Source organism: Variovorax sp. MHTC-1 (genome assembly GCF_003984645.1).
GTDB lineage: Bacteria > Pseudomonadota > Gammaproteobacteria > Burkholderiales > Burkholderiaceae_C > Variovorax.
Genome location: NZ_RWKI01000017.1, coordinates 61,927 through 81,403 on the forward strand (window position 1 = coordinate 61,927; position 19,477 = coordinate 81,403).

Consider the following 19,477-nt stretch of genomic DNA (forward strand, 5'->3'; position numbering starts at 1 on the left):
ACCATGGACACCGACATCGGATTCCCCTTCCGCATCGACGGCCGCGGCCGCAGCGCGACGGTGTCGCGCGAGGCACACCTGCGCGACCTGATCGAGCAGCTGCTGTTCACCGTGCCGGGTGAACGCGTGAACCGGCCCGACTTCGGCTGCGGCCTGATGCAGCTGGTGTTCGCGCCCAACAGCCCCGAGCTGGCGGCCACGGTGCAGGCGCTGGTGCACGGCTCGCTGCAGCAGTGGCTGGGCCACCTGATGCGCATCGACGAGGTCAGCGCCGAGAGCGAGGACGCGACCCTCTCGGTGACGGTGCGCTACACGGTGCTGGAAACGCAGCAGAGCGGCCAGGCGCAGTTCCGGCGGGAGATCACATGAAGAGCCAATACCTCTGCAGCAACCCGGGCCGCATCGCCGCCGTGCGCCAGGCCGCGCAGGCCGATCCACCTCGGGCCTTCAACGGCATCGAGTACCTGGAGGTGGTGCACGGCCAGCCGCGGCTGCTGCTGCATTTCGTGCACGACCTGGCCTTCGCGCCGGCCGCGCCGCTGACCGCGGCCAACGTCGAGATCCGCGGCGGCGTGCGCGTGCGCGACCCGCACGCCATCGGCGTGGCGGCCAGTGGCGACGTGCTGACCGTGGAGCTGGACAGCATCGGCGACTTCTCGCGCTACCAGCTGCGGCTGGTGGCCTCGGCCGGCTCCGAGGCGCCGCCCGAAGGCATCGACCCGGCCCTGGCGCAGATCGCCTTCGGCTTCAAGGTCGACTGCCCCAGCGACTTCGACTGCCGCGTGGAGGACGACTGTGCGCCGCTGCTGCAACGCGCGCCCGACATCGACTATCTGGCGCGCGACTACCAGAGCTTCCGCCGGCTGGTACTGGACCGGCTGTCGGTGTTGATGCCGAACTGGAAGGAACGCAGCCCGGCCGATCTGATGGTCACGCTGTCCGAGGCGCTGGCCTTCCGCGCCGACGAGATCGCCTACTTCCAGGACGCAGTCGCGACCGAGGCCTACCTGGGCACGGCGCGCCAGCGCGTGTCGGTGCGCCGGCATGCCCGGCTTTTAGACTACGCAGTGCACGAGGGCTGCAACGCGCGCACCTGGGTGGCCTTCGAGATCGATGCCGCGTCCGACGGCCAAATGCTCACCGCCTGCGACGGCGCGACCGGCCTGGACGGCACGCTGCTGCTGACGCGCGCGCACGGTTCGCCCACGCGGCTCGGCTCGCCCGACAGCGCGCAGGCGCTGGTCGCGGCCGGCGCGCAGCCCTTCGAACTGCTGACGCCCCTGCAGCTCTACAGCGCGCACAACGACTTGCGCTTCTACACCTGGAGCGATGAGGCCTGCTGCCTGCCACGCGGCGCCACGCACGCCTTCTTGCGCGACGACGAGGCGAACCGCCTGCGTCTGCGCGTGGGCGACCTGCTGCTGCTGGAGGCGCGCGCCGGCACCACCAACGGCCTCGCGCAGGACGCCGACGCCCAGCAGCGCCACGTGGTCCGCCTCACGCACGTGGACCCCGAGGCCAGCCCCGGACGCGCGCCTTCGCCCGTGCCGCGGCGCGACCGGGTCACCGAGCAGTCGCTGGTCGAAGTGCAATGGCAGGCCGAGGACGCGCTGCCCTTCGACCTGTGCCTGTCCAAGGTCATCGCCGGCGTGCTGGTGCAGGACATGGCCGGCGCCTGCGCCAACATCGTGTTGGCCGACCACGGCTTCAGCGCGCCGCGCTTCGAGTCCCTGGTGCCGGTGCCCGGCGGCCGCGTGCCGCGCTTTCGCCTGGCCCAGCCCACGCTGCTGCCGTGGACGCGGCAAGCCCTGGTGCGCGATGCGTCCGGCCAGCCGCTGCTGGTGGATCCGGCTGCGAGCGCCACAGCTGCGCTGCGGCGCGACCTGGCCGACACGCGCGAAGCGGTGCTCGTGACGAGCGACGGCGACCGCCGCCGCTGGAGTGCCCGGCGCGACCTGCTGCAAAGTGGCGCCGCTGCCGCCGAGTTCGTGGCCGAGGCCGAGGCTGACGGCCAGGTGCTGCTGCGCTTCGGTGATGGCGTGAACGGCCTGCGCCCCGGCGCGGCCGAGGCCTTGTCGGCGCGCGTGCGCGTGGGCAACGGCAGCGCGGGCAACGTGGGTGCCGACGCGATCGCCCATGTGCTGTGCAACTTCGATGGCATCACGCGGGTGCGCAATCCGCTGCCGGCCGCCGGCGGCGTGGACCCGGTCACGCTGGCGCGCGCGCGCATGGACGCGCCGCAGGCCTTCCGGCGCCAGGAGCGCGCGGTGACGGCGCCGGACTATGCCGAGGTCGCGATGCGCGACGCCCGCGTGCAGCGCGCCGTGGCCACGCGGCGCTGGACCGGAAGCTGGCACACCATGTTCATCACGGTGGACCGGCGCGGCGCCGAGGGCATGGACCCGGCCTTCGAGGACAGCCTCACGGCCTTCATCGACCGCTATCGTCTTGCCGGGCACGACGTCGAGATCGACGCGCCGGCCTACGTAGCGCTGGACATCGCGCTGCACGTCTGCACCCGGCCGGGCTATTTCGCGGCCGACGTGCAGCGCCGGCTGCTGCGCGTGTTCGCCGCCACCCCGGGCGGCTTCTTCCACCCGGACCGCTTCAGCTTCGGTGAGCCGGTCTACCTGAGCGCCGTGGTCGCCGCGGCAATGGCGGTGCAAGGGGTCTCGCATGTGGAGCCGCTGCGCTTCCAGCGCCTGGGCCGGCAACCTCATGGCGAGATCGACGCCGGCCGCATTGCGATGGCGCGGCTGGAGATCGCGCGGCTGGACAACGACCCGAACGCGCCCGAGCACGGCCGCATCAGGTTCGAGGTGCATGCCGCGGAGGAAATGAAATGAGCAGCGACGACACCCCGCTGGACGGCTGCCACTGCTGCGAGGGCCAGGCCGAGCCCGGCGTGATCTACAACGCGCCCGGCCTGTCCGCGCTGTCTTGGCGCATCGACACCCAGCCCGGCTTCTATCAGCGCATGCTGGCTCGGCTGCCGCTGTGGCATGTGCCCGGCGTGCCTGCAAGTGCGCCGCGGCCGCTGGCCGCGCTGCGCACCCGCGAGCCCGACGACGCGGCCATCGCGCTGGTGGACGCGTCCGCCTGCGTGGCCGATGTGCTGACCTTCTACCAGGAGCGCATCGCCAACGAGGGCTTCCTGCGCACAGCCACCGAACGCCGCTCGGTGCTCGAACTGGCGCGCGCCGTCGGCTACGAACTGCGGCCCGGCGTGGCCGCCAGCGTGCACCTGGTCTTCACCGTGGAAGACGCACCGGGGGCCCCGGGCGTCTGCACGATCGCGGCCGGCGCGCCGGTGCAAAGCGTGCCGCCGCAGGGCAAGCTGCCGCAGGTCTTCGAGACCAGCGAAACGATCGTCGCGCGCGCCGAATGGAATGCGCTGCGCCCGCGCCAGAGCCGCCCGGCGGACCTGGCCTTGCTCGACGTGGCCGGCACGCGGCGACTGGTCATGCTCTATCCCGAAGGCAGCCTGGCCAGCGAGACCGCCGGCCTGCACCCGGCCCTGAGCAGCGGCAGCCTGTACCGGCTGGACCCCGGCCTGGCCGTGGAGCCCACGGTCGATGCACTCGACGTCGCGCGCGTCTATCTCTCCGACCAGGCCAGCGGCATCCAGGCCGGCGAGCTGCTGCTCTTCGTCGGCAAGAACGGCAGCCAGTTGCGCCACCTGGTGCTGCGCGCGCTGGAGGTGCAGGACGAGCCCGCGCTGCGCCGCGTGCGCATCGAACTGGAGCCGCTGCCCGACCCGGTGACGCCGGCAGCGCCGCCGCTGCTGCACTGGGCGGTGCCGATCCTGTCCTTCTCCTTCGGCGGCTACGCGCAGGCGCAGATCGAGAGCGTGCCTTTCACCAGCAGCGCGCTCGGCAGCACCATTGCCAGCCAGAGCTGGAAGGAGAACGAGCTGCAGGCCATGATCGCGATGCAGGGCTGGAGCAGCCTGCAGTTGGTGCAGGCGATCACGGCCAGCGTCAAGCCCCCGTCCAAGCCGGTGGCGCCGGAGGCCGGCACCTTCAGCTTCTCGCAGCGGCTGGGCTTTTTCGGCCACAACGCGCCCAAGTGGGGCTCGCTGCCCGCCGCCAACACCAAGGAGCCGGTCTACACGAGCGGCTGGGACGACGGCGACCCGCTCTCCGGCGGCGGCGCGCTGGGCGCAAGCCGCAACATCTGGACCGACTCGCAGGGCAACAGCAACCTGGCCAGCACGGTGCTGCCGCCCTGCCATGCGCTGCTGGAGCGCCCGGTACCCAAGCTCGCGCCCGGCAGCTGGATGGTCTTCGACGCGCCCAGCGAGAAGGCCACTGCCTATGCCCTGTTCGACGCCCGCGAAGTCTCGCGCGCCGACTATGGCCTGTCGGCGCGCGCGACGGCGCTTCGCTTGGCCGATGGCAGCGGCCAGCCCCGAAGCACTGCGCCTTCTGAAGCCTTCCTGTTTCGCGACACCACGGCCCATGTCGCCAGCCGGCGCCAGCCGATGGCCGAGCTGCCGATCGAGTCGCCGGTGGAAGCAGGCAGCAAGCGCATCGAGCTGTCGACTATGGTGCTGGGCCTGGCGCACGGCCAGCCGCTCGCCTTCGTCGGCGCGCGGCACGACCTGCCCGGCGTGGATGCGGCCGAAATCGCGTTGCTCGACGAGGTGGTGCATGGCGGTGGCCGCAGCATGCTGGTGCTGCAGCGGGCGCTGACGTACAGCTACCGGCGCGAGGACCTCCAGATCCACGCCAACGTGGTTCGCGCCACGCATGGCGAGAGCGTGCAGGAGGTGCTGGGCAACGGCGACGCGAAGGAACCGTTGCAGCGCTTCACGCTTCGCAGACCGCCGACCACGCACCTGACGGCGGCCTCGGCTACCGGCGTAAAGAGCACGCTGGAACTGCGCGTCAACGGCCTGCTGTGGACCGAGCAGCCTTCGCTCTACAGCGCTGCACGTGACGAGCATGTCTACGCCACGCGCATCGACAACGAGGCGCGCATGGAGATCCTGTTCGGCGACGGCCGCAGCGGCGCGCGCCTGCCCAGCGGCCAGATGAACGTGCAGGCGCGCTACCGCAGCGGCATCGGTCCGGACGGCGAAGTCGCGGCGCGTACGCTGACCATGCTGCGCGCCATGGCGCTGGGCCTGCGCGGCGTGAGCAACCCGCTGCCAGCCAGCGGCGCCCAGGGGCCCGAGCAACTTCACGATGCGCGCCGCAACGCGCCGCTGACCTTGCTGGCCTTCGAGCGCGTGGTCTCACTGTCGGACTACCAGGACTTCGCGCGCGCCTTTCCCGGCATCGGCAAGGCGCGCGCCGACCTGGCCTGGGTCGACGGCAGCTCGCGCGTGCTGCTGTCGGTGGCTGGCGCCACCGGCGGCGCACCGGGCGCCGAGGTCATGGACAACCTGCGCCAGGCCATCGCCGACCTGTCCGATCCGTCGCAGCCCTTCGTGCTGGGCGCCTCGGTGCTGCGTTACTTCCGCTGCACGGCGCGTGTCGCGATCGATTCGCGCTACGAAGCCGACACCGTGCACGCGGCTTGCAGGACGAAGCTGCAATGGGCCTTCGGCTTCGATGCGCGCGACCTGGCGCAGTCGGTCACGGCGGCCGAACTGCTTGCACTGCTGCACCAAGTGCCGGGCGTGGTGGCGGTGGATCTTGACGTGCTGCAACCGTATGGCGAAGCCACGGCGGGCGCCACCGACATGCAGGTCGTGCCGGCGTTTGGCGGGCGCTGGGACCGCACGGCCAAGGCGATGAAGCCAGCCGAGCTGATGCTGCTGAACCCCGCGGCACTCGAACTGGTGGAGGCCACGCTATGAGTCTGCTCACCCCCGAACGGCTCTACCAGCTGCTGCCGGTCATCCACCGCCTGCGCGATGGCGAGCAGGGCGCGCCGCTGCGCGCGCTGCTGGCCGTGATCGAAAGCGAACTCGAGGCGGTGGAGGCCGACACCGCGCGGCTGTATGACAACTGGTTCATCGAGACCTGCGACGAATGGACCGTGCCCTACATCGGCGACCTGCTGGGCGCGCGGCCGATCCGGCCGGTGCCCTCGGCGGGCGTCAGCACCCGCGCCTGGGTCGCCAATACCATCGCCTACCGCCGGCGCAAGGGCACGACGCTGGTGCTGGAGCAACTGGCGCGCGACGTCACCGGCTGGCCCGCTGCGGCCGTGGAATTCTTCCAGCGCCTGGGCACCACCCAGCACATGAACCATGTGCGCATGCGGCCCACCGCCACGGCCTGCGTGCGCGACGCCGCGGCGGCCGAGTTGGCCCAAACCTCGGTCGGCGCCTTCGATCCCTTCGCCCACACGCTGGAGGTGCGCAACGCAGACACGCGCGGCGGGCGCTTCAACATCCCGAACGTCGGCTTGTACCTGTGGCGCCTGCGCTCGCAGCACCTGGGCCTCGGCGCGCCTGGCGCCGCTGCGGAGATGACGAGCGCCGACTTCATCAGCGCGCGCCGCCACGCCGAGGGCTTTTGGCACATGCATCCGGCCGGCGTGGACGCGCCGCTCTTCAACCGCCCGCGCACCGAGACCAGCGGCAGTGCCATCACGCAGGCCGCGCGCGAGGAACACGCCAGCGCGCCTCTGCGCGAACTGGCACTGCATGCCGAACTGGAACGGTTGCGGGCAGGACAGGCCGAACCGGCGGCGCGCTTCATGACCGAGCGCGATCCGGTGCTGCGCTGCTTCGTGCAACTGGCCGGCGAGACCTTGCCGGTGGAGGTGCCGCGCGAGGACATCTGCATCTGCGAGATCCCCGACACCGTGGAACTGGCGATTCCCACGCCACGCGCGCTGGCACTGGACCTGCAGCGCGGCCGCATCGGCTTTCCCGCCGCGCTCGAGGTGGAGCGCGTCTGGCTGCATGCGGCCCACGGCGGCGTCGCCGACATCGGCGGTGGCCCCTACGAGCGCAGCGCGGCCCTTCGCGCGGCGAACCGCGCGGCCGAAGGCAGCACGGCCGACGAGGACGTTGGCGGCTTCTTCGACCCCGAGGTTTGGCAGGTGGGCGTGTCGCACCTGCTGCCCGACGACGGAAGCGGCATCTTGTTCCCCACGCTGCGCGAGGCCGTCGACGCCTGGAACGCGCAGCCGGCCGGGCGCACCGGCGTCATCGTGGTGATGGACAGCCTGTCGGAGATCGACACCGCGGTCGCGCTGGAGATCGAGATCCCAGAAGCCTCGCAACTGCTGGTGGTGGCCGGCCAATGGCCGCTGCAGCCCATCCCCGGCGCACCGCCCGGCAGCGTGGAGCGCGTGCCCGGCCGCTTCGAGGCCCGGCAGGTGCGCGCGCATTGGGAAGGCCGGCTGCAGGTGCGCGGCACGGCCGATACCGATGCCGCGAACCCCGGCGCGCTGTTCCTGCATGGCCTGCTGCTGCAGGGGCCGCTGCAGGCTTCCGGCCACCTGGGGCAACTGGAATTGGCGCATTGCACGTTGCTGCCCGACACGGTGCTGGGCGCACAGCACCTGATGGTCGGCGCCGACAGCCCGCGCCTGCAATTGCGGCTGCTCCAAAGCCTTTGCGCGCCGGTCGCCTTGGCCGGCCCGGTGCGCGGCGTTGAGGTGGCCGACAGCATCGTCGGCCTCGGCCTCGCCGACGGCGCGGCAACGGCCGCGCTGGACGCGCCCGAGGCCGCGCTGGACCTGCAACGCGCCAGCTTCTTCGGCGCCGTCAACGCGCTGTCGCTCAATGCCAGCGACTGCATCTTCGACGCGCCGGTGCTGGCCGAGCGGCGCCAGATCGGCTGCGTGCGCTTTTGCTACGTGCCGCCGGCCTCGCAGGTGCCGCGGCGCTACCGCTGCCAGCCGCAACTCGAGACCGAAGTCCGCCTTGCCGCCCTGCCCGCCACCGCCACGGCGGCCGACAAGGACGCCGTGCGCGCCGAGGTTGAGGCCACGGTGCGGCCGCTGTTTGTCTCGCGCCGCTATGGCGACCCGGCACTGGGCCAGCTGGAGCTGCGCTGCGCCGGGCAGATCCGCGCCGGTGCGGCCAGCGGCGCCGAGATGGGCGCCTACGAACACCTGCAGCAACCGCAGCGCGAGGCCAATCTGCGCGACGCGCTCGCCGAATACCTGCGCCTGGGCCTGGCCGCCAGCGTGCACTACGCCAACTGAGGAGGACACCATGAAAGCCGATCTCTCGCGCGAGACCTTCGAGCCCGGCGCGCACTACACCGCCGTGCGCATACAGCAAGGCCGCGTGATCACCGATGCGGATTTCAACGAGCAGGGCGACATCACGCGCCACCGCGCCGAGCGGCTGGCCGAGGATGTGATCGGTGTCAGCGGCGCGCCGGCCGAGAACGCCGGCTTCGCGCTGTCGGCCGGCATGGGTGCGCTGGCGGTGCACGCGGCCGACGCAGACAGCGTCTGGATCGCCGGCGAGGATGGCGCGCTGCTGGTCAGCACCAACGGTGGTGCGGCCTGGACCCTCGCCAGCACCGGCAGCACGCGGCACCTGCGCGCCATCGCACGCGCCGCCAACACCGGCTGGGCCGTGGGCGACGGCGGCACCGTGCTGCGCACCAACAACGCGGGCAGCAGTTGGACCGTGCAGAACGCCGGCAGCCTGCAGACGCTGCGCGGCGCGGCGGTGTTCGATGCCCAGCACGCCTGGGCCGTGGGCGATGGCGGCCTGGTGCTGCGCACCGTGGACGGCGGCGCCAACTGGACGCGTCACGCCGGCGGCGTGGACCGGCTGTACGCCGTGGCCTTCGCCAGCGCGCAGGACGGCCTGGCCGTGGGGCCGGGCGGCGCCATCGTGCGTACGACCGACGGCGGCGCGGCCTGGAGCCGCGTGGATGGCGGCAGCACCGCCACGCTGCGCGCGGTGTCGCTGACCGGCGGCCAGGCCTGGGCGGTAGGCGATGGCGGCACCGTGCTGCGCAGCAACGATGGCGGCGCCACCTGGACGGCCACCACCAGCGGCAGCACCGCCAGGCTGCGCGCCGTGCGTTTTCGCGACGCCAACAACGGCTGGATCGCAGGTGACGACGGCACGCTGCTGGCCACGACCAACGGCGGCAACACCTGGAGCGTGCAGCCTGTGGCCGGAAGCCCGGCGCTGGCCGGGCTTGCAGTGGCCGGCACCGAGGCGCCCTGGCTGGTCGGCGGCGGGCAGGCCTGGCGCGTGGCCGCCACCGGCGCCGGCGCGCCCGCGGCACTACCGGCGGCCAGCCTGCGCATCGGCGCGGGCCGCTACTACGCGCAGGGCCAGCTGTGCGAATGGGAGCAGGCCGCCTCGCTGGCCAACCAGCCCGATGGCGGCGTGCCGTTTCGGCTCGTGGCTGGCACGCACCTCGTCTACCTGCGCGCCTGGCAACGCCATGTGAGCGCACTGGAGGCCCCTGGCATCCGCGAGGTGGCGCTGGGCGGGCCCGACACGGCCACGCGCGCGCAGCAGGTGGTACAGGTGCGCGCGCTCGCCCTGCCGGCCGCGCCCAGCGACGCCGCCTGGCACTGCGGCGCCGACGTGGCCGCCTGGAGCGCTCTGACCGCGCCGCCGGCCGCGCGCATGGCCGCGCGCGCCGAGCCCGAGCTGGCCGCGACCGGCGTCTGCGAGATCGTCGCCAGCGCCGGTTACCGCCGGCTAGAGAACCAGCTCTACCGCGTGGAAATCCACGCCGTGGACACGACCGGCGCAGCCAGGTTCAAGTGGTCGCGCGAGAACGGTTCGGTCGCCTACGCGGTGCAGGAAGTCAGCATCGACACCGCCGCCAACCGCACCACGGTGCGTCTGGCCGCACGCGGGCGCGACGCCAACCTGGACCTGGCCCTGCACGACCGCGTGGAACTGGTTGATGACGAGGCCGAGTTGCAGGGCCGCGCTGGCCAGCTCTTCGAGTACCTGCACGATGGCAACGATGCGCTGGAACTGGTGCTCGCCGGCGTGCCCGCCGGCACGCTGGGCCAGGATCCGGCGCGCCATCCGGTACTGCGGCGCTGGGACCACACGTCGGCCACGGTCGGCGAGAACGCGCTGGCGGTGGAGGAAGGCGACTGGATCACGCTGGAGGACGGGGTGCAGATCCGCTTTGCGCCCGGCGGCAGCTACCGGCCGGGCGACTACTGGCAGATTCCGGCGCGCACTGTCACGGCCGACGTGGAATGGCCGCGCGACGGCGACGGCGAACCCGTCGCCGAGCCGCCGGCCGGCGTGCGCGACGGCTGGGCCCGCCTGGGCCTGGTGACGGTGGATGCCAACGGCTTGATCACGGCCATCACCGACTGCCGCGACGTGTTCCCGGCGCTCACCAGGATGACGCAACTCCTCTATGTGGGTGGCGACGGCCAGGACACCACCCCCGGCGGCGCGTTGCCCGAGCCGCTGCGCGTGCGCGTGATGCGCGGCGCACTGCCGGTGCCCGGCGCGCGCGTGCGCTTCACCGTGGAGGTCGGCGCCGGTAGCGTGGGCAGTCCGCCGGCCGACGACTTCGACGCTAGCTGCGACGCCCAGGGGCTGGCCGAATGCCCATGGCAGTTGGGCACGCCGCAACACCAGCGCGTGCGCGCGCATCTGCTGACCAGCGGCGGCAGCCCCGTGTCCGAGCAGGTGCTGGTGTTCGCGGCCACGGCCACGACACCGACCACCAGCGATGGGGGTGGCGGCTGCGAGATCACTATCGGCGAGGGAGGCAACTTCCCTGAACTGAGTAGCGAACTGCTGGAGAAGCTTCTGGCTGCGCGCCCCTCGCTGTGCATCTGCTTCCTGCCAGGCCAGCACCGCCTGGAGGCCGGCCTGCAGCTGGACGCGGCGAACACGCGACCCGCGCGGCGTCTATCGCTGCACGGCTGCGGGCCTACGGCGGTGATCGCGGCTGCCGGCCCGATCGCCTTGGCCGGCTTGGCCGCGCTGGAACTGCGCGACCTGCAGCTGACGCTGAGCGGCCGCGCGCTGGTCGCGCTGAACAACAACGCCCAGGTCGAACTCGATGGCGTGCACGTGGCCGGCAGGAACGACAGCCAGCTGCCCTGGCTGGCCGTGGGCAACGCGCGCGTGCTGCGCATGCGCGGCTGCACGCTGCCGGCGGCGATACGGGCCGCGGCCGTGTTCCAGGAGATCACCAGCGTCTGCGAAATCACGCAATGCCAGTTCGCGGGCGACGTGGCGTTCTACGGCATCCCCGACCCCGAGGTACCGCGCGAAGCGCTGCTGCGCGCACTGCAGCCCGGGGATTTTGAGGTCCAACCCGGCACCGGCCAACTGGTCTTCGCGCACAACCTGGTGACGCGGCTGGCGCTAGGCGCGGAAACCATCAAGCTGCTGACCGTCAGACAGGCACGGGGCCTGTTCCAGACCGTGGTGCTGACGGGCAACACCTTCACGGCCGACACGGTGGTTTGCGCCGGCAACTTCATGAGCGTCACCGGCAACCACTTCACCGCCGCCGAAACGCGCGCCAGCACCTACGGCATGATGGTCGCGCGCCGCGCCGCCGCGAGCGGCAACGTTGGCGAGCTGTTCGGCGACCACGCGACGCTGTGGTTCCTTGTGACGAAGGGCGAATTCCGCGGCGCGGCAAACATGGTGTTCACGATCCCGCAGTCGGTGTCGTAGCGGGGCCGCGCAGCCGCGCCTTTCAAGGAGCGTCAGATGCGCTGCGCACCGTCTTTTGAACGTTTGACAACCGGTCTCACAGAGGACAGTGCAGAACGCACTCGAGCCCGTCGAGTTTCGTCTAGACCCCCGCACCTTACCGACTACCCAACTGTCTGCAATTCAAGGTGGTTCGCCCCGATCGTCCAGGTTGACGCTAGATAAGTGGCGGAACGAAGCGAAGACGCTAGCTGTAGTGGGTGTCCCAGGACAATAGGTCTAGTTGTCCGAAATTTGTACATAAGTTTCGGACAAAGGGTTCAAATGTCCGACGCCGTAGATCGCATCACAGCCATGATCGACGCCGCCGCGCCTGGCTATGTCTGGGTCCCCGCTGACTTCGCCGCATTGGGAGCGCGCGCCGCCATCGACAAGACGCTGCAACGCATGGTCGCGCGTGGCGCGTTGCGCCGGTTCGACCGCGGCTTGTATGACCGCCCCGCCCTCAACAGTCTCACCAAGCGTCCCGCTTCACCTGACTACCGTGCAGTGGTCGATGCGCTCGCGCGGCGCGACCAAGCCCGCATTCTCGTCGATGGAATGACAGCAGCCAACGACCTCGGGCTGACCGATGCCGTTCCGGCGCGCGTCACGATCGACACAGATACGCAGCCCCGCTCCATCCACCTCGACCAACTCACCATCGAGTTCAAGCCGACTGCGCCGAGCCGCCTCTATTGGGCGGGCAGACCGGCCATGCGGGTCGTCCAGGCGTTGCACTGGCTCAGGGACACGCTCCCCGGAGACGGCGACCGCATCAGAAAGACGCTTGCGCGCCTTCTCAGCGATCCGAAACACGGCGACAGCATCCGGAGTGATTTGACCCAAGGCTTCAGCGTTTTGCCCGCGTGGATGCAAAGCTTCCTGAGGACTATCCCGGGCTTCGACCCGATGCCAGACACTGATCCACCTGATCCGGCAAGGGCCGCCTCACGGCGCAAGCCCTCGCCCGCCCGCACCCCGGCGGAGCCGCGATGAACACAGCCTATGAAGAAGTGATTGCACGAGCGATGCTGACAGAGGTGCGCTCTTCGTAGAAACCGCCGCGCGCCTCGGCACCGCCGTGCAGAACGTCGAGAAGGACTTTTGGGTGTGCTGGACGCTCGACGCGTTGTTCAACGGTCTTGGGGCCGGAAGTCCCCGCCTGCTCTTCAAGGGCGGGACATCGCTCTCGAAGGCCTTCGACCTCATCCCCCGCTTGGCAAAGGCCGCATGAAACTGGAGCGCGACCTGACGATGCCGATGAACAGACCTTGCTGCTCTGGTACCCAGCGGCGACGGTACGCACTGAGGACTACATCCGGTCCGCCGTCAAGATCGAAGCGGGCGCGAAGTCGGCCCTCGATCCGCATCCGTCCGCTGCGGTCACGCCGTATGTCGCGGCTGATCTTCCTGATCTTGATCTTCGCGTTGGAAACGTCATCACCGTCGAGGCTGAGCGCACGTTCTGGGACTAGATCATCATCCTCCACGGTCTGCGACAGTGGCATGATCGGCGCGGTGTCCTGCGCCATGGCGGTCAAGGGGTTTCGCGCCACTACTACGACGCACACCAGCTCATGCGCAATGAACGGGCAACGCAGTGGCTTGGCAATTTTGATCTCGCCGCGAACTGCGCGACACATGCGCGACTCTTTTTCGGCAGTACCGACCTCGGCCTGACGACGGCTGCGCATGGCCAATTCACGCTGACACCACGCCCGCCATGCGCGACGCGCTGAGCGCCGACTATGTGGCCATGGCGGGAAATGATCTTCGGCGACGTGCCGCCACTCGATGCGGTGCTTGCAAACATTGAGAAGCTCGAACGCCGGGTGAACGAGTGAGCTCGCCCCCTCCTACGAGTGAGCTCGCCCCCTCTTGTCACACCACCTGACCTCAGATGGCGAGGGTGCGATACGCGGCGAGCGCGGCAGCGGCATCATTTCGCGCAACGGTTCGCCGCGCGACGGGCCTCGCTGGGCGACCTGGTCATCATCGCCGCGTTCGGCCCGGGGCCGAGGGAGAAGCGTGCTTCACCGTTGTCAGGCGTGATGGCGCCCTCACCGCTTTGCGGCCTGACGGTAGCCGTCGCGGCGGTCAGCGAAAATAGGCAGGATCTCGTTCCTCTCGCACGGCCGATCCGGATCGGCCAGGACGCGCCGGCGCAACGTTGGAGGCGCAGCAACCCAACCGCCCTAGGTTTTCGCCCGCCAGGAGCGAGCGCGGACGCGGCGCACATGGCGCAGCTTGCACTCGGCGGCGCAGTCGGAACGCGCCTTGCTACCTGTTCGGCCTCCGCTTGGGCAGCGTCCCCATCATTGAGCTCACGCAGCCCTCAGCACCAATCTTCCAGCACCGTGGCCTTCGCCAGGCAGGGGTCTACTTCGCGGCGGGAGCGGCAAGCGACACGGGCGTCATGGATGCAGCGTCGGGTTGACGAATTCGCCGCCCCTGCGGCCCCTCGATCACCCAGTGTGTGTTGTCAGGTACGCCAATGCTGCGCCGGCACTCCCATGCGCCCTCTTCGAGATCAAGTGTTACGTCGAGGGTCCAGGCGCCGTCGTCGATGCGCGCCACTCGCACCACGGCATAGCCGTCGCTTGTGCCGAGGGCGGCGGTGACCATCGCGGCACGGATGTCACACCCTCGCTGCTTCAATGCGAGCGGACCTTTGAGCCAGTATTCGTCAGCGCGCGAATTGGCAAAGGGCCAGGGCGCGTACAGTGCCGACGATACGATCGAGATCACTTCGACCCACCCTTGGTCCCCTTCGATCCAGAGACTGGAGACGCTCGACATATGACGGTCGCCCGACAGAACGACCACCTGCCGTGCCGGCCCGTTGCGCAGCAAGTCCAGCAGCTCGAACTGCGATCGGGGGTAGCCGCTCCAGTCGTCTAGCCCCAGACGCAAGGCGTCGTGGCCGAAGACCGCCGCACGCGGAAACGGAAAGAGCGCCACCGGGGAGACGATGAACTTGGGCGCGTCGGCCGGCGCGCGCTCCAGCCACATGCGCAGGTCCGAGAGGTCGGGCGTCGCATGGATGGAGGCCTCCGACAGGTGCGTGGCATGGGGGGCGGCGCGCAACGCGCGCCGCTGGCGAGTGCTGCGTGTGTCCAGCATGTAGAAGGGAAACCCCGCGGCGGCGATCGTGTAGTCGAACGGCGGCCGGGGCCTGTCGCAGACCAGTTTGTGCTGGTTCGAGACGTAGGCGCGAAGGCCATTCCTTTCCATGTCGGAAGACAAGGCACTGGGCTCCCAGTTGTCTTGCACCTCATGGTCGTCGAGCAGGGGGTAGGTGGGCAGCGATGCCGTGATCCGGCGCAGCGCGTCGAGCCTGAAGTTGAGCTTGTAGGCCTGGCCTATCTCGTCGGCGCCGGAAGGGTCGAACAGGCCCGCAACCTGATCGACGTACACCTGGTCGCCGCTCAGGAGCAGCAGTTGCGGCCGCTGCGCTGTGGGCGACGTCTTCAGGCGCTCGGTCAGGCGCCGGTACGTCCGCTGCGCTGGCAGGCGATCGACCAGGCCCGTCGGGTACTGGCAGCTGGCCATGGCAAAGCACAATGAGGCCTGCGGTGCCGCGGCCGGTGCCAGGGCGGCATCGATCCACGCTGGATCCAGGCGCACCACCGTGAGGTCGAGCGCCTCGGCGTCGGCGCCGCCCAGCGACTGCTCGACGGCCTTGCGGACATCCACGTGCGGGGTGCGGTCTGGTAGCGCGAACAGGCCCTCGACCGTCTTGGTGTCGAAGATCCGGGGCGGTGCCTCGCGCACAACCGGCAGGTCGTCGTGCACCGTCAGGATGGCGAAGCCTTGGTACGTGGCCAGCCAGTCTTCGCGCAGCTCCACCACCAGGGCTTCGTCCAGCAGCGCTTCGCGCGTGGTCGATTGCACTACCATGCCCTGGAAGTCGAAGTGCCACATGTCGTCCTGGCGCTTGGCTGGCACATGGACGACCGCGTAGGCCGAGACGTGCGCGGGCGGCGGCTGCAAGGCCAGTCTGCAGCGAAGCCGTGCGGGCGTGTCGGTGCCGACGCGGTCGACACGACCGAGCCAGGGCCCCATCCAGGGCAGCCGCGCGGTCAGCGTCGGCGCCTTCGGAAGGCCGGGCGGCGGGGGCTCGGCGAACTCATCGAGGAAGGCATTGATGCGCGCGAACACATCGCGGTGCGCGTGCTGACCGATCAGCATGTCCTGGTGTCCGTACTCGGCGAGCACGTGGAGCTGCCGCGGCGTGCCCTGCCCGAGCACGATGTCGCCGGTCTGCTCCTGTGGCGGCTCCTTGGGAAAGCCGCCGCTCTGGTCCGGAAACACCTGCTTGAGCAGCCAGAAGGTGTCATAGGCGCCGCGCCAGTCGAAGACCGCGTTCTGTCGCCCGTGCAGTAATAGCACCGGGAACGCGAACCGCTCGCCCAGCGCATCGAAGGCCACCGCCTGGTTCGCGCCGGCCGCATCCGTGAGCACCTGCACGCGTGCGTAGTGTCCGACCTGGGCCAGCCCGCGCACCATCACCCAGCCATAGATCGCGTCAAGCGCGCGCAGCGTGTTGTCGCCAATATTCTTCAGCCGCATCGTCTGCCCGAAGATCGCGTCGGCGCGGTGGCGCACGGCGGCGAATCCCGGCAGCGCCTTCAGCCGCTGCGCCTCGCCATCGTCGTCCGGGTAGGGGAAGGTGGCGAGCACCGCATCGATCAGCAGCCAGGCTGGCGTGCTCGAATCCGCCGGCCGGGTGTCGAACTGCAAGGCGCCGACGAACTGCTGCACATAGCTGGCGATGAAGGCGCGGAAGCGATTGAATGCGCTCGCGCGCAGCAGCGGCCCGACCTGCGACAGGACCAGGGCGCCAATCTTCTGGTGCAATTCGGGCGAGCGCAGCACTGCCACGCTGAACATCGCGGCGCCGATGCAATGCGCGACGACATCGAGCTTTCCGTCGGGCGGCTGACTGAGCGCAAGCAGCTGCTCCACCGCTTGCGGGATGTCGCCCATCGCGACCTCGTCGAAGGACCAGTAGACGCGCTGGTCGAGGCCGATGCTGGTTCGAAGGTCCAGGACCCACACCTCCCGCCCGGCTGCAAGCAGGGTGCCTACGAGGTTCGGATAGATGCTCGGATGGGCGAAGGTGGAGCCGCTGGCGCCAAAGCCGTGGATGAGCAGCACAGGCCGGGCGAGCGCTTTGGCATCGCCTCGCCGATAGCGCGACAGCAGCCGGCGCGGCACATTCTTAAGGCCAGGATGCCGGGGCAGGGCGGGCTGCACGTCGATGACTTGCGGATCGACGCAGGCGACGGTCCCCGGCAAGCGCTGCTGCGACTTGTTGAAGTCGTCGGCCGGCGGCAGGAAGTTGAGCAGGTGGATACGCAGCACCACGCGCAGCACCCACAGCGCCAGCTCGGCCAGGTCGCCGAGCTGGTTGGGCTGGTCCTGCTGGCGCTCGACCTGCAGCAGCGGCACCAGCTTCTCGACGAAGTAGGACGGGTCCAGCGTCAGGCAGCCCAGCTCGCGCGTGCATTCGTCGATGCGGTCGAGCCGGCCCTCGCTGAGCTGTCGCCAGGGGTTGCCGGACTCGGTGAATTCGAGGCGCTTGGTCAGCTGTAGATGCTCGCCAACCTGCACGGGCGCGTTCTCGTCGGCCTGCTCGACCGTCCATGCGTAGCGGATGAGCCGCACCTGGCCAAGGTGCGAGCACAGGGCCACCAGTTGGCGCCAGGGAAGGTAGCCGGGCTCCGGTGCCGAGAAGCGCTGCAGCCTGCGCTGTGCGAGGTCAAGGCTGCGCCGCACGCGCGATGCGAAGGTGGATTGCTCGCGCACCAGCACCTGGGCTTCGCCGCTGCAGGTGGCACGCGTCTCGGACTCGCCGGTCCTGCGGAAAGTCAGCACTACCTTGGGCTGCGCGATCGCGCGCGGCAGGCAACGCAGCGCGTGGGCATCGATCGCCGCGAACTCGACGACCACCCCCATCTCGTAGGCCACGCCCTCCACATGGATGCGACCCGTCATGCGCTCCTGCAGTGCGATCGTCGTCGGCCGCGGCGCGCGAGGCTGCGTGAGGTCGCGCCGCATCGGTCGTGGCTCGGTCTGCTGCGCGTCGCTGGTGCGCAGCCGCAATTTCCAGCGCTGCGCCAGCACCGGCACGGCGCGCTCCGCGAGGGCCGTGATGGTGAGCGCGGGATTGATGCCCAGGGCCACAGGCACGATCGAGCCGTCGAGCACCGCAAGCCCGGGCAGGAGGGTCCGGGTGTCGCCCGAAGCGCTGTAGACGCAGCCCCATGGATCGACCACCCCGCGGACTTTGTCGTCCGCCATGCGGCAGCCGCCCAGTGGATGCACGGTCGTGACCGGCCCCCGCACCGGCAGGCCGTCGAACACCTTGAAAGGCGGCAGGGGCTTCCACATCGGGTTCGGCAGGACGCGGCCGCCCAGGCCGCCCTTGCCGTCGTGCGCCGCATGCAGCGCACGCATCTGGGCCTCGAACACCGGCAGCTTAGAGACACCATCCCATCGGATGCGCACCTGCGCATCGGACTTCGTCGCGCCGGGACACAGCGCGATCGTGCCGTCGGCACCGTCGTCGCCCATCATCCCGTAGACCGGGGTGCGTTCCAGCACCTCGTCGCTCACCGCAAGCGGATCGTCGAAGCGTTCGCCCGGCCGATGCCGGCTCGTGTCTTCTTCGACCAGGCCGTAGAGGGCATCGGTGGTCGTCACCACCTCGGCCAACAGGCGGCGCAGCGCCCCGGGGATCGCGAACTCCTCGATCACGACAGGGCGCGCGAGCTCCTCCGGCTTCGTGCGCACCAGGCCCGTGATGGTCGGCCCGATCTTGCGTTCCCTGGGCGGCTGGCCTTCCATCGCGCTCGAGCAAGCCTTCTGCTTTTGCCCGCAGGCCACGGCGATCAGGTCACCGTTGCCTGAGAAGCCCTCGCCCAGCGCAGCATCGGCCAGCGGCAGGCCCTCATCGCGTGAACGCAGCAGGATCTCGGTCGACCCGAGCGTGCCGGCCGCAAGGACGACGTTGCGCGCGTGCACCACGTAGGGCCGAGCACGGTCGCTGCGTGCCTTGGCCGGATCCGTGAAGAAGAACTCCACCGCGTAGCCGCCGCCGCTGCGCATGCGAATGATGTGCACCGTGGCGCCGCAGAAGAGGCGCGCGCGGTTGGCTCGCGCGAGCGCCAGGTAGTTGACGTCGAGCGACTGCTTGGCGCGGTGGTTGCAGCCGCTGACGCAGTCACCGCACTGCAGGCAGGCGCGCATCGTAACGCCGGCGGCGCTGCGGACGTCGTCCTCGAATGCCACTGCGGCCCAGGCCTTGCGCGAGTCCTCGGCGCCGATGCGCCGGCCGGCCGCGAACAGCGACACCAGCTTGGGCACGTCGTTGGGAATCTGCGCGATGCCCAGCATTGCCTCGGCCTTGGCGTAGTGGCAGTCCAGCGATTCGCGATCGATGCCAGCGGGCCAGCGCGACCGATCGAAGGCATCCGCGGTCGGCCGCTCCATCACCGCCGCATTGATCAGTGATCCGCCGCCGAGCCCGTTGCCCACCAGCGCATTCACATCACCACCCAGGCGCAGGTCGAACAGGCCCCAGGCGCGGCCGCGCGGCGGCGTGCCGTCCTGCCGGCTGAATCGCACGTGGCCCGGCAGCTCTGCGAAGGTCGCCGGGAACTCGCCGGGCAGGTATTCGTTGCCTCGCTCCAGCACGTAGACGCGCACGGCGTCGCCGCCGGCCTCGGGCCGCGCACCTGCGAGGCGCGCCGCGGTCACCGCGCCGCCATAGCCACTGCCCACGACGAGCACCTCACAGTGCAGCGCGTCGGCGGGCGCGTCCTCGATCTCCTGCACCAGCGCTTCGGCGCCCTCGGAGAGCCAGCGATCCTTGTTGTCCTTGTTCATCGTCTG

General features: G+C 70.2%; 8 protein-coding genes. 7 read left to right on the forward strand and 1 reads right to left on the reverse strand.

Going from position 1 to position 19,477, the window contains the following annotated elements:
- Positions 1–3 precede the first annotated feature (3 nt).
- The 7 genes from EJI01_RS22210 (at position 4) to EJI01_RS29415 (ending at position 13,053) form a co-directional block, all read left to right on the forward strand.
- Positions 4–369, forward strand: a complete 366-nt coding sequence (locus tag EJI01_RS22210; RefSeq protein WP_093103721.1) for a GPW/gp25 family protein — start codon at positions 4–6, stop codon at positions 367–369.
- Positions 366–2,846 (forward strand): putative baseplate assembly protein, encoded by a 2,481-nt coding sequence (locus EJI01_RS22215; protein ID WP_126839296.1) that lies wholly within the window; start codon positions 366–368, stop codon positions 2,844–2,846. Before EJI01_RS22210 ends, EJI01_RS22215 begins: the two co-directional genes overlap by 4 nt.
- A complete protein-coding gene (locus EJI01_RS22220; RefSeq protein ID WP_126839297.1) occupies positions 2,843–5,806 on the forward strand; it encodes a putative baseplate assembly protein in 2,964 nt (987 codons plus the stop codon). Before EJI01_RS22215 ends, EJI01_RS22220 begins: the two co-directional genes overlap by 4 nt.
- Positions 5,803–8,115 carry a hypothetical protein gene (locus EJI01_RS22225; RefSeq protein WP_126839298.1) on the forward strand — a complete coding sequence of 771 codons (2,313 nt, stop codon included), beginning with the start codon at positions 5,803–5,805 and terminating at the stop codon, positions 8,113–8,115. The genes EJI01_RS22220 and EJI01_RS22225 overlap by 4 nt, the downstream gene beginning before the upstream one ends.
- 10 nt (positions 8,116–8,125) lie before the next feature.
- The gene (locus EJI01_RS22230; protein WP_126839299.1) at positions 8,126–11,557 is read left to right on the forward strand and encodes a DUF6519 domain-containing protein; all 3,432 of its coding nucleotides are present in this window, start codon (positions 8,126–8,128) and stop codon (positions 11,555–11,557) included.
- A gap of 303 nt (positions 11,558–11,860) precedes the next feature.
- The gene (locus EJI01_RS22235; RefSeq protein WP_126839300.1) at positions 11,861–12,574 is read left to right on the forward strand and encodes a DUF6088 family protein; all 714 of its coding nucleotides are present in this window, start codon (positions 11,861–11,863) and stop codon (positions 12,572–12,574) included.
- Between the two features lie 275 nt (positions 12,575–12,849).
- Entirely contained in the window at positions 12,850–13,053 is a 204-nt protein-coding gene (locus EJI01_RS29415; RefSeq protein ID WP_260602589.1) for a nucleotidyl transferase AbiEii/AbiGii toxin family protein, read from the forward strand.
- A 904-nt stretch (positions 13,054–13,957) separates the two neighbouring features.
- Here the strand turns inward: EJI01_RS29415 and EJI01_RS22245 are convergent.
- Positions 13,958–19,471: an alpha/beta fold hydrolase gene (locus tag EJI01_RS22245; RefSeq protein WP_185879013.1), complete on the reverse strand. Its 5,514-nt coding sequence runs from the start codon at positions 19,469–19,471 to the stop codon at positions 13,958–13,960.
- Between the last annotated feature and the right edge of the window lie 6 nt (positions 19,472–19,477).

Bases quoted from the DNA above. Each gene is read 5' to 3' on its own strand.
- EJI01_RS22210 (WP_093103721.1), top strand. From the start codon at position 4: ATGGACACCGACATCGGATTCCCCTTCCGCATCGACGGCCGCGGCCGC.
- EJI01_RS22215 (WP_126839296.1), top strand. From the start codon at position 366: ATGAAGAGCCAATACCTCTGCAGCAACCCGGGCCGCATCGCCGCCGTG.
- EJI01_RS22220 (WP_126839297.1), top strand. From the start codon at position 2,843: ATGAGCAGCGACGACACCCCGCTGGACGGCTGCCACTGCTGCGAGGGC.
- EJI01_RS22225 (WP_126839298.1), top strand. From the start codon at position 5,803: ATGAGTCTGCTCACCCCCGAACGGCTCTACCAGCTGCTGCCGGTCATC.
- EJI01_RS22230 (WP_126839299.1), top strand. From the start codon at position 8,126: ATGAAAGCCGATCTCTCGCGCGAGACCTTCGAGCCCGGCGCGCACTAC.
- EJI01_RS22235 (WP_126839300.1), top strand. From the start codon at position 11,861: ATGTCCGACGCCGTAGATCGCATCACAGCCATGATCGACGCCGCCGCG.
- EJI01_RS22245 (WP_185879013.1), bottom strand. From the start codon at position 19,471: ATGAACAAGGACAACAAGGATCGCTGGCTCTCCGAGGGCGCCGAAGCG.